This window comes from Reinekea sp. (genome assembly GCF_982785585.1).
The window spans coordinates 2,027-14,068 of the sequence record NZ_CEYAVF010000029.1 but is presented as its reverse complement, the minus strand read 5'-3'; the positions used below and the strand labels follow the sequence as shown (position 1 = coordinate 14,068).

The window sequence follows — 12,042 nt, the reverse complement described above, 5'->3', positions numbered from 1 at the left end:
CAAGCACAGCGATCGCCGAACCTCTTAACGCTGCCCGCCGAGCTCCCCGTGGGCCTCTAAGCAACCCAAAGAGGCTTTCACCACCCCTTGCCTTGCCTGCCTTGACAGACGCAGCTTGCTGCCTAGGGTGGTTAGAACGCCGCCAACAACAGCGTGACATTGTGGCGCATCATGGCCAAGTAGGTTGAGGCCGGCTCATTGGCTGCGGACAGGGCACCAGAGTAGAGCTTGCCGCCCAGCCTAACGTCGGTTTCACTGGCGATCTGTTGCATTAAGCGATCGTCACTGATGTTTTCGATAAAGAGTGCACCAATGCCCTGCTCGCGAATCTGGCGAATTAATTGGGCAATATCCCGCGCAGAGGGCTGGGCTTCGGTACTAATGCGTTGCGGCGAGAAAAATTCAAAGCCATAGGCCTGGGCCAGATAGGCGAAGGCATCGTGAGAGGTAATGACCCGCCTTTGACCCTCGGGAATGGCTGCGACCCGGCCCGACAGTTCAAGGTCTAGAGCATCGATCTCTGCCAGGTAGCGCACCAGATTACGCTGATAGTGGTCTGCATGCGCTGGATCGACGTCGATCAAGGCTTGGGCTATGTTGCTGACGTATTGGCGACCATTGCTCAGACTGTGCCAGGCATGGGGATCGAGATCGCCGTCGCCATGATCGGCGTGATCGGCGTGCCCTTCATGGTGAATGGCCTCGATCCCGTCCGATGCCACCAACTTGCGCCCCTTGAAGCCGGAAGACTGTTCCAGCCGACCGAGCCAACCCTCAAAACCCAGGCCATTGGTGACCAGTAGATCCGCTTCGCTGACGTGCTTAGCGTCTATCGGTCGAATCTGGTATACGTGGGCATCGCTGTTCAACCCGACCAACGTGGTCAGCTCAATGGCGTCGCCGGCAATCTGTTCGACCATATCGGCCAGCACACTAAAGGTGGCAACGACCTTGATTTTATCGGCTGCGACGGAGAAGAGCGGTAATGTCAGGCCCATTAGCAGTAAGATAAACGACTTTCGGCGAGATGATGCGGAAATAGAAGAATGCATGGGCTAAGATAGGCCTTCTAAGTAGTATGGTTAGTGTGCAATGATATATCATATCATTTAATTAACCAACTCTTCTGCCATGAACCATCCGCCCTAACGCGACTGAAGTGAGAGCTATCATGACCACCCTAAAAGCCGCGACGATACGAGCCGACGATGCGTCCGACAAGGCCGGTGTTAAGCTGACCCCCAAGCGCCGTAACGTCTTCACCCTGTTGCTGGCCTCCGATACCCCGCTCTCAGCCTATGAGCTGGCCGAGCAGTGCAAGGAACAGTTTGGTCAGTCGATACCGCCTATGTCGATCTATCGGATGCTCGATTTCTTGACCGAAAATAATCTGGCTCACAAGCTGGCCTCGGCCAATAAGTTTGTCTCCTGCGCGCACAGCACCTGCAATCATACACACCAGGTGCCACAGTTTTTGCTTTGTGAGCAGTGTCATCAGGTCAAGGAGATTGGCATACAGAAGGAAATCTTTGCCGCGCTAAAGATCAGTGTTGAGCAGGCCGGCTTTGTTTTGACGCAATCGCAGTTGGAATTGAAATGCCTGTGCACCGACTGTGCCCAGGCCATTGCCCAATAGCGCCTACTAGAACGCTACTTGCCGTATCCGTTCGGGTTTTGACTCTGCCAACGCCAGGAGTCGGCCATCATCTCATCGAGTCCCTTGGTCGTGCGCCAGCCCAATTCCTGTGCCGCGAAGGATGGATCGGCATAACAGCAGGCAATATCCCCCGGACGCCGCGGCGCCACCTGATAGGGAATTTTTTGCCCGGACGCCTTTTCAAAGGCGGTGATCATATCCAGCACTGAATAACCCTGACCGGTGCCTAGGCTATAGGCCACACAACCCGGTTGAGTTTGGATTTTCGATAAGGCTTTGAGGTGGCCTTGGGCCAGGTCGACGACATGCAGGTAGTCGCGCACGCCGGTGCCATCGGCCGTATCGTAGTCGTCGCCAAAGACCGACAGGAAGGCGCGTTGACCGATCGCCACCTGGGTAATGTAGGGCACTAGGTTATTGGGAATACCATTGGGCTGTTCGCCGATGGTACCGCTGGGATGGGCGCCGACCGGATTAAAGTAGCGCAACAGCGCAATTTGCCAGCGCGCATCGGATGCTGCCAAATCGCGGCACATATCTTCCACCATCAGTTTGGTGCGACCATAGGGATTGGTGACGCTTAACGGGAAGGATTCTAAAATGGGTACGGTTGCCGGGTCGCCGTAAACGGTGGCCGAGGAGCTAAACACAAAGCGAAACACCTTAGCCTCTTGCATGGCCTGCAACAGCGTCAGGCTGCCAGCAACATTGTTGTCAAAATACGCCAGTGGTTGCTCGGTACTTTCACCGACAGCCTTTAGACCGGCAAAGTGCACCACCGAGTCAATGCGGTACTGTTGAAATAGGGTATCGAGTAAGGCGCGATCGCGGATATCACCGCGCACAAAGGTGAGCGATTTACCGCTTAGGGCTTTCACTCGTGTCAGCGACTCGGCCGAGCTGTTCGAGTAGTTGTCCAAGACCAAGACATCCTGTCCGTCATTGAGCAATTCCAGGCAAGTATGGCTGCCGATATAACCGGCACCACCGGTGACTAAAACCGTCATATGCATCTCCTTTAATAAAAGTAGCGACCATAATACCCACTCTGGCGCTGCGCGACCAAGGCTATTTTCACTCGCCCGGCCGCTGGCGGACTCCAGTCACTGCAGCGCAGCCTGTCTTTCCAGCTCAATTGTTCAGCACCCTTGGGGCACAAACGCAGGCCAAAAAAAACCCGCCGAAGCGGGTTTCTCAATCAATTCTAATCAGCCTTTAAGCAATGCAGCTTTGGCCTGTTCTGCGATGGCTGCAAAAACAACCTTGTCGTAAACAGCCAGATCGGCAAGTACTTTACGGTCAATTTCAATCATGGCTGTTTTCAAGCCGTTGATGAATTTGCTATAAGACAGACCATTGACGCGTGATTCAGCATTGATACGGGCAATCCACAGAGCGCGGAATTGGCGTTTACGCTGACGACGGTCACGATATGCATACTGACCTGCTTTGATAACCGCTTGCTTGGCAACACGGAAGACTCGTGAACGAGCTCCATAATAACCTTTGGCTAGCTTTAGAATTTTCTTGTGGCGCTTACGAGCGACAACACCGCGTTTTACACGTGCCATATTAAATCTCCTGTATTAGATGTAAGGCAGCATGCGCTTAACAAGCGCCTTGTCTGCGGCAGAAACTTGCAACATACCGCGTAACTGACGGATCCGTTTGCTGCTTTTCTTAGTCAGGATATGGCTACGGAAAGACTGTCTGTGTTTAAAGCCGTTCGCCGTGCGCTTAAAGCGTTTTTTAGCGCCAGAATTGCTTTTCATCTTTGGCATTTTCAATCTCCTGATTTACTTCAATTACCGTTTCACATACGTAGTGCAGGGTCAGTCGTTTAGGACCTTGGAACCCCTCGAAGCTAGCGGTTGCCTTTTAATAAAAAACGACCTCAAAAGCGGGTCGTCTTCGTTAACCGGAGACTAACGAGCTGCCTCCGGGTTCGCTCGGGAAATGAATTTCCCGGGCAAATTACCTTTTCTTGGCCGGTGATATCACCATGGTCAGTTGACGACCTTCCATCTTCGGATGCTGCTCAACGGCACCATACTCAGACAAATCGCCTTCAACCCGCTTCAACAGCTCCATGCCGAGCTCTTGATGGGCCATTTCGCGACCACGGTAGCGCAAGGTGATTTTGGCCTTGTTACCTTCTTCCAGAAAACGAATAAGGTTACGCAACTTAACGTTATAGTCACCAATATCAGTATTAGGTCGGAATTTGATTTCCTTAACCTGCACCTGAGATTGCTTTTTCTTGGCAACGGCTTTCGCCTTCTTCTCTTCGTAGAGTTTCTTGCCAAGATCCATGATTTTTGCAACGACAGGGTCCGAATTGGAGATCTGAACCAATTCATGGCCAGCCTCACGCGCTTTTTTAATCGCTTCTTCTAACGATACTACGCCCAATTGTTCGCCATCTTCCGCAATTAAGCGTACTTCGACTGCGTCTATCTGCTCATTAATGACATGTCGGCTATCATTTTTAGCCGCTCTCGCGTTACGTTTTATAACTTATTCCTCATCTTTGCTGATTCGGCTCTTGCGCGCTATCGCGCCGCGCAACAGTTGACTAAATTCGGCTAATGGCATTACGCCTAAATCCTCACCTTCACGAGTTCGAACCGCAACGGTGCCGTTTTCTACTTCTTTGTCGCCCACAACCAGCAAATAGGGAACGCGCTGAATTGTGTGCTCGCGGATTTTAAAGCCGATCTTCTCATTTCTCAAGTCAGATCGTACTCTAAATCCTTCATTTTCAAGGTTTTTGGCAATTAATTGCACAGTTTCGGCCTGAGCGTCGGTAATATTACAAATCATTACCTGAGTTGGGGCCAACCAAGCTGGCATCGCGCCCGCATGCTGTTCGATTAAAATACCAATAAAGCGTTCAAAACTGCCGACAATGGCCCGGTGTAACATCACCGGCGTCTGGCGTTCGCCATGCTCATCGACATATTGGGCGTCGAGACGACCCGGCATTGAAAAATCGACCTGGATGGTACCACATTGCCAGAGCCGACCCAGACTGTCTTTCAGGGTAAATTCAATCTTTGGACCATAAAAGGCCCCTTCGCCGGGTAAATAGGCCCATTCTTTGCCCGTTGCGTTCAATGCTTCGGCGAGTGCGGCTTCAGATTTATCCCAAACCTCGTCGGAACCGACCCGTTGTTCCGGGCGAGTCGACAGTTTGAGGATAAACTCATCATAGCCAAAGTCGTGATAAACCTCTTCCAGCATGTCGATGAACTTGGCCACCTCCGCCTGCACCTGATTTTCGGCGCAGAAGATGTGGGCATCGTCCTGCACAAAGCCCTTCACGCGCATAATGCCGTGCAGTGAGCCAGAAGACTCATCGCGGTGACAAGAACCAAATTCAGCCAAGCGCAACGGCAGATCGCGATAACTCTTCAGACCCTGATTAAAGACCTGGATATGGCAGGGGCAGTTCATCGGCTTCACCGCGTTGTCACGCGATTCGCTGTGAGTGGTAAACATACTGTCTTTAAACTTATCCCAATGGCCGGAGCGTTCCCATAGGGAGCGATCGACGATCATCGGTGTCTTGATCTCTTGGTAACCATAGGCGTGCTGCTTCTGGCGCATATACTGCTCGATCACCTGATAGATGGTCCAACCATTGGCATGCCAAAACACCATACCCGGGGCATCTTCCTGGAGATGGAACAGGTCAAGTTTTTTACCAATTTTACGATGATCGCGCTTCTCGGCTTCTTCGAGAAAGAACATATATTCTTTGAGCTGCTTTTTATCCGCCCAGGCGGTGCCATAAATACGCTGGAGCTGCTGATTTTTGCTGTCGCCACGCCAGTAAGCACCAGAGATGCGCATCAGCTTAAGGTGTTGACAGAATTTCATGTTCGGCACGTGCGGGCCGCGACACATATCCACATATTCTTCGTGATGGTAGAGACCCGGACGATCATCGCGCGCGATGTTCTGTTCCAGTATCTCTTTCTTATAGGGTTCGTTGCGCGCATCGAAGGCGTCGAAGGCTTGCTGCCAACTGACGGTCTCTTTAACCACGGCATAATCGGTTTTAGCCAACTGCAGCATGCGCTTCTGGATGCTGTCCAGGTCGTCTTCGGTTAGGCGCTGTGCCATATCGATATCGTAATAAAAGCCGTTCTCGATCGTCGGCCCAATGGCCATCTTAACGTCGGGGTAAAGCTGCTTCAGGGCATGGCCCAACAGATGTGCACAGGAATGACGAATGATCTCCAGACCGTCGTCATCCTTGGGGGTGATAATTTCTATCTTGGCATCCTGAGTCACCAGGTCACAGGCGTCGACACGGACACCGTCAATGCGGCCAGCTAGGGTGTTGCGGGCTAGACCGGGGCCAATCGCCTCGGCGATTTGCATAATGGAGACGGGTTGATCGAATTCGCGGGTGGAACCATCGGGCAAGGTAATAATAGGCATGCTGTTCTCCTTCAGTGGTGACCTCTACCAAAGGCCACGTGTTGGACTGTAACTAGTCAGGTGTTAATTGCGTTGGATGCCTACCCTTACCAAAGGACCGTACACCCGACACAATGCATCATGGGATGCGTCGAGCGGCGGATAATAGCACAGCAGGCGAGTAGAACAATGGCCGTCGGCCGTTTAGCAGGGCGATTCGGCGAGGCAGAGCGCCCCGCTGATGGGCTTAGAGCTTGGGTTGCTTGTTGTGCTCCACCGGCACATCTTCCCAGCCGGTGATCATGGCCTTGGTAAACTGCAAGACGGTTGCGCCGGTGGTAATCAGATACAGGTGGGCGATTAAAAATAGCAGCAGCAAAAAGGCCGCTAGGACATGAACCACAGCAACTTGCTCCAAGGTTAAGCCCAGCTCGACTAGACCCCAGGCAGCCCAGTCATTGTAAAACAGATAGAGCAGGCCACTGGCCCAGATCAGCGGGATCATCATCACCTTGAGCAGCAGATAGGCAATGCGTTGCAGCGGATTGTGCTTGGCCTTGGCACTGGCATGGAACGGATGCGGCGCACCGGTAAAGATACCCTGCATATAATAAAGAATTTGCTGGGTGAGTCCCTTCCAGGTGGGAATATAGTGTTTGTATTCACCGGTGGTTAGATGCCAAAAGATGGTAAAGACCCAAAGCACAATCAGGATCCAGGCGGAATATACATGGATGTCGATCGCGGTGTGGAAACCAAACAGGTTGTAACTGCCATGGATTTCAAAACCGGTAATGGCCATGAGGATAATTAACACCGCCTGCGACCAATGCCAAAAGCGTTCAAACCATTTAAACAGATAGATGCGTTCGGTTATCTCAGTCATAGCTGTTTCCTCCGCCAGCCGAAATAGGCTCTCAGGGTGCCGTGACCGGCCACACCCAGAAAGGTCACGAGCAGCGCCAACACGCCGTAACGATCGAGCCAAGCATGTTGCCGCCGACCCGGAATGTAGAGCCCCTCGACCTCATCCAATAGACCGTCAGATGTTGCGCCATGGCAGGCGTTACAGCTTAAGGCCTGTTCTTTGGGTGCCACCGTGTGATTGAGCGGCCAGGACATTTGGCTTTCGGTGAAATCGAAATTGCCAGAGAATTCAATACCCGCCGCCTTGGCACCGGCCTTGAGCGACTTTGGCCAGTTGTAGCCATTCCAGTAGGCATCTCTACTGCGGCCCGCCAAGTTCATCGGCATCAGCTGCTGGCTCTGGGTATCGTAGGGCAGGATTGAGGTGATTTGATGGAATGGAAAGATCTTCGAGATGCCATCCTGCGACGACCCCTGGATCTCATTAATCAGCGTCACCCCGTCGCTATTCACCTCGGCGCCGGGCGCTTTAAAGACCATCGCTCCATTAAACCAGCGATAGACCGGCTTTAGGTTTTCACCGTACTCCATATGCCCCTTTTGGCTGGCATAGCTCACCCGACCGGCGCTATTGAGCTCAACCTTGGGCCGCTTACTGCGGCTCAGTTCGCCGGCCGTGGACCAATCCCATTTGGTTTTGGTGGCAATGCCACCGCGGGCATAGGTGGGAATATGGCAGGTCTGACAGGCGATAACATCGGTGTGATCGTTGAGCTTATCGTCCTGCATCGGCCGGTCGCCATGGCACGACACGCAGGTAGCACGTGCACCGGTGAGCGCACTGACGCCCTGGTCATCGCCGACACTGTGCGCCTGATAACGACTGCCAAACAACTGATGATCAATGCTCTGATGACAGGAACTGCAGGTGAAGTCTGCGCCGTCGGCACTCATATGGACATCAACGGCAAAATCCGCGTCGAACAACGAGCTATCCAGATCGCCATGTTTGGCACCATCGGCGCCGCCATCGTAGAAGTGACAACTGCCGCAGGTGGCCGTCGAGGTGGCGCCAGTCGACTGAGCCATGGCCCTAAGCGACAGGGTGTATTTTTCGCCCTGCGTCTTGACCCGTTGCTTCATCGCATCGGCCCCGTCGTCATGGCACATGGCACATTCGGCCCCGTCTTGATGAAAGCGGAAATAGAAGTATTCGCCGCTGGTGTCGTGGCAGGCCAAACAATCGACCGCCGCCGGCGCAATGCCATCGGTGATTTTTTTGGCCAAGCCAAAGCCAATATGGCAACTGCCACAGGCCTGGCTATTGGACGCGATATTGGGGTGGTAGGCGTTAATGACATTCAGCTTGCCATATTGTTCACCATTTTCCAGAGCGATGTCCCACTGCCAATGAAGAGTCTTATGCAGCTGATCTTCGGCCACATTATGACAGCCAACACAGGCGGCATTGATCTGTTCGATGTCGCTAAAGGGGACTTGAAGGGCGTCGAATTGGCTGTGATCTGCCGTCGGTGCTGCCACAACAGGGACAGCCGAAAACAAGCCAATTAACAACAGACCGACAAAACAGAACCGCCGGCCCTTTCGCGCCGGCAGTTCAGAATAGTGTAACGTCATACAGACCTATGCCTTTTAGTCGAGGCGCGCGGTTTAATCGGGGCGCACAGTAGCCGGGACCGGCACCTTTTCACCCAGGTTCTGCACGCTGTCATTCAATAGCTGCAGCATATACTGGGGATTGTGGGTATAGCCGCCCGGATCCTTAGCAGCAAACTGATAGTTATAGGCCGCTCGCGCTAAACGCGGTGTCCATTGTTGGTAGCCATTGGCTCGGACCGCCTCATCTTCATCGACCTGGCCATTGCCGTTGGTATCAGCAAAAAAGTATGGGTAGGCATGGCCATCGTATGCCAGCGGGGCGTTCACTATTTTCTCACTGTAGGTTTGCATGGCCGCATAGAGAATGGCATGCAGTCCTTCGATTTCCTGCTTGATGCCCTCGTTGCTATCGCCGTCGGCATCGAAGTCGCCTGTGCTGCTGCGGATAAAGGCAAAATCATCTATCGACGTTACCTCTTCATGACATTCGGCACAGAACAGCGGCTCAACCTTGGTCGTGTGCGGATTGTGGCAATCATTGCATTGGGTCGCGTAGTCATCGTGAAAATAAAACCCGAGATAATCCTCACCGGCGTATTCGTAACCGCCCCCGGCCTCAGATCCAAAGCGGCTTGCCGCCGCGGCGGCATAATGCACATTCAGGAACTTCAAAGCCGCATCGACCGTATCATCGCCGACACCGGCCTTAGCGATCATGGCATTAATGGATGCACCCGACTCTCTACCCTGATGACAATCCATACAGCGGGCATCGGCCTCCTCACGCGCAACGACCATACCGGACGGAAAGGTCACCGCGGTCATCTGGCCGGTGACCTTATTGTGGCAAGCAACGCAGGCAACGCCCTCTTCAATGGGTGCCGTCTTTTCGACCGAGCCCACAGCTGAGCCGTCGGCACCGATAAAGTCTAGGTGACCTGTGGTGGAGTGGCATGCCGCACAGCGTTGATCAACTGCCCCGTCGTCGTTCCAATGGGCAAAGGGCTCTGAAGTAAAATCGGCATGGGGAGAACTTAACCAGGCGTCGTAGAAGGGAATTTCAATCTTACGCTCTTCGGCGGTGGCTAAACCACTGGCGAGTAATGCAGCGAAACTAAGGGCTAGTAAAGCAACGAGATAGGTCGATCGACAAGGCGTCATAAGACTGGCTCCAGTATTTTCATTATTTGCAAAGTCTCGGTAAATTCACTACCTAATTATTTTAGTGCATTACGAGATAAGGCCTAATTAAATACCTGATTGAGATCAATACTTCTTACGATTAAGGTCCTTGTGTGTTGGCTTGATGTAAATTCACTTTAACCCGGACTGAATATCTATCAAGACGATGGAGCGCCAGCCTAAAAGCTGCCATTTATACCTGCTAACAACTTTCCATCTTGACCGGATAAATAGACCGCCCTAGTCTTATTCTTCATATTTTGAACCGCTACAACTTGATTAGGTAGCGGGTTAAAGCAGCAACGGTGCTAGGAAGCACTCAGAGTTAATAGAAGGAAAGCCAATGCATTATTCAATCAAAATTAGGCGCTTATTAGCAGGCCTTGTTGTCCTGCTAACGCTTGCTTTCTCCTCCTGTTCTTTTTTACCTACCCAGGGCGATTACTCAGCAGAAAGCACTTCCGGCGTGCCGAAGCTATACCTCTGGCAAAACAAAAATTCTGATTCTAATAATGAAGTCACCCTAAAACTGGTGGTCAGGATTGGTAGCCTGCAAGAAACCGATAGCCAATTGGGCTATGCACACTTTGTCGAGCACATGGCCTTCAATGGCAGTGCCAAGTTTCCAGACGGAGCCCTCCAGACACGACTCAAAGAGCTCGGTCTGAGCATTGGTGCCCATTCGAATGCCGTCACCACATTTGACCGAACGGTCTATACGCTAGATCTGAAATCCGCCAATACAGACAAGCTTGCCGGTGCCGTCGAGATTTTAAGCGAGTGGGTCAGTGCGATCGAATTCAGCGAGATCGGGGTTAAGCAGGAAAAGGACGTTTTGCTTCAAGAGTTGGGTCGCGCAGCCGACGCGGAAACTGTCACGGCGCAGGCATTTCAAGGTCGTTACGCCGGCACGCAGCAGCTTAATCGGAAACCTATAGGGACAGCAGAGAGCATACAGAGCGCGACGCCTGCCTTGCTGACAGCGTTCTACAAAAAATGGTACGTCGCCGAAAATATGGCCATTATTATCGCAGGCGATATCAACACTGACTTTACGCAAGGGATTTTTGATCAATACTTTCAGCCTAACAGCACCAGCACCTATATTGAGCCAACAGCCTACCCTATCAACTTCAGTAACTCTGCCAATTATTTGCTATTTTCAGACCAGTTCACCCAGACCAATAGTGTCGGGCTAAACTTTATCACCGCAATCGAACCCATTAGCCAAACAGACGACTACCTTCCGATGCTGGCATGGCAAGCAGGCTTGGATATCTGGTTAGATAGAGTCGATGAATCGGCCCATAGACAAAATTTGGAATTGTCCGCCGGCTATGATTGGGAACACCCCGATACCACACAACGCATTGTCACGTTAAGGGCCGACGTACCAGACGATAAATTCCAACAGGTTATTAGCCTACTTGAGACTGAACGACTCTCACTGATCCGCAACGGCATCAGCCAATTCGAATTAGATCAGTTGCGCACTGCCTGGCTGGAACATGAGCAGGCTCAACAGGATTCTGCCGACCACCTTGCCAATCAACTGGAGCTGTTGTTTCTCGATGGTTGGCCAGTCAGAGGTCAGAAAAAATGGCTCAAGGCACTCAAAAGAGAGTTGCCAAACTTGACCACCGATGATGTGCAAAACGCCTTCAAGCAGGTGACCGATACACAGCACCGTATTCGCATACTAACTAAACCCGCAGCGGCGGCGCCGAGCGAAGAGCAGGTGAGAGAATGGCTCACGAGCGTGAGTTTAGCGACGGCTGTAGTACCAAACCAAGGCGATGAATTACCCCAGTTGGACTTAGAGATCGCACCCAAACCATCTTATGGCGTGAGCTCCAAAAAAGAATATGATAATGAGGTTACCGAATGGTCACTCGGCAACGGCATGACGATCCGGCATCGGTACGATAATAATTATGAGGGCGTTGAATTTAATTTGGCCGGCCTGGGTGGACTCGCGGCCGTCAGCCCGGCTGAAACTCCCAGTGCTCGCCATGCCACGACCGTCCTGAACCGGGCGGGCTTACGCAACCTAGACGCATTCGAGCTTGAGCAATGGCTTAACGAAAACGATATGTCGATATTTCCAAGCTACACCTTGTCCAGCCGAGGCTTGTACGGTTACTCGCCCTCGGAGCGTGCCATGGATTGGTTGAGGTTATTGCATATCGCTTTAACAGAGGGGAGATTCCCGGCGGCGACCGTTCAAGCGGTGCAGCAGGCACAGGTTACGCTTCGTTTTCAACTGCCCAGAGGCGCCATCCAAGTTG

At 52.4% G+C, this 12,042-nt stretch carries 11 protein-coding genes; 2 read left to right on the top strand and 9 right to left on the bottom strand.

All coding sequences use genetic code 11. The features are described 5' to 3' along the window. Positions 1-131: 131 nt before the first annotated feature. Complete coding sequence (locus tag AC4FIC_RS11665) at positions 132-1,052, bottom strand: metal ABC transporter substrate-binding protein (RefSeq protein WP_100257931.1); 921 nt, start codon at positions 1,050-1,052, stop codon at positions 132-134. A gap of 119 nt (positions 1,053-1,171) precedes the next feature. Here AC4FIC_RS11665 and AC4FIC_RS11660 point away from each other — a divergent pair, with 119 nt between their 5' ends. Next, entirely contained in the window at positions 1,172-1,636 is a 465-nt protein-coding gene (locus tag AC4FIC_RS11660) for a Fur family transcriptional regulator (RefSeq protein WP_100257932.1), read from the top strand. Between the two features lie 14 nt (positions 1,637-1,650). On the opposite strand, the gene galE is transcribed toward AC4FIC_RS11660, so the two are convergent. The 8 genes from galE to AC4FIC_RS11620 all read right to left on the bottom strand — a co-directional run bounded on the left by galE (position 1,651) and on the right by AC4FIC_RS11620 (position 9,733). After that, a complete protein-coding gene (gene galE / locus AC4FIC_RS11655; protein WP_100257933.1) occupies positions 1,651-2,664 on the bottom strand; it encodes a UDP-glucose 4-epimerase GalE in 1,014 nt (337 codons plus the stop codon). 201 nt (positions 2,665-2,865) lie between these two features. After that, entirely contained in the window at positions 2,866-3,228 is a 363-nt protein-coding gene (gene rplT, locus AC4FIC_RS11650; RefSeq protein WP_100257934.1) for a 50S ribosomal protein L20, read from the bottom strand. 15 nt (positions 3,229-3,243) lie between these two features. Further along, positions 3,244-3,438, bottom strand: coding sequence for a 50S ribosomal protein L35 (rpmI, locus tag AC4FIC_RS11645; RefSeq protein WP_100257935.1), 195 nt, complete (start codon positions 3,436-3,438; stop codon positions 3,244-3,246). Positions 3,439-3,631: 193 nt separating this feature from the next. Then, positions 3,632-4,126 carry a translation initiation factor IF-3 gene (gene infC, locus AC4FIC_RS11640; protein WP_319418077.1) on the bottom strand — a complete coding sequence of 165 codons (495 nt, stop codon included), beginning with the start codon at positions 4,124-4,126 and terminating at the stop codon, positions 3,632-3,634. Positions 4,127-4,174: 48 nt separating this feature from the next. Further along, the gene (gene thrS, locus AC4FIC_RS11635) at positions 4,175-6,106 is read right to left on the bottom strand and encodes a threonine--tRNA ligase (RefSeq protein ID WP_100257937.1); all 1,932 of its coding nucleotides are present in this window, start codon (positions 6,104-6,106) and stop codon (positions 4,175-4,177) included. 226 nt (positions 6,107-6,332) lie between these two features. Then, entirely contained in the window at positions 6,333-6,971 is a 639-nt protein-coding gene (locus AC4FIC_RS11630) for a cytochrome b/b6 domain-containing protein (RefSeq protein WP_193437301.1), read from the bottom strand. Then, a complete protein-coding gene (locus tag AC4FIC_RS11625; protein WP_476194465.1) occupies positions 6,968-8,590 on the bottom strand; it encodes a tetrathionate reductase family octaheme c-type cytochrome in 1,623 nt (540 codons plus the stop codon). The genes AC4FIC_RS11630 and AC4FIC_RS11625 overlap by 4 nt, the downstream gene beginning before the upstream one ends. A gap of 33 nt (positions 8,591-8,623) precedes the next feature. Next, entirely contained in the window at positions 8,624-9,733 is a 1,110-nt protein-coding gene (locus AC4FIC_RS11620; RefSeq protein WP_273285784.1) for a cytochrome c3 family protein, read from the bottom strand. A gap of 364 nt (positions 9,734-10,097) precedes the next feature. On the opposite strand from AC4FIC_RS11620, the gene AC4FIC_RS11615 reads away from it, so the two are divergent. After that, positions 10,098-12,042, top strand: a 1,945-nt coding sequence (locus AC4FIC_RS11615; RefSeq protein WP_490359416.1) for a M16 family metallopeptidase, incomplete at its 3' end; no start/stop codon positions are given.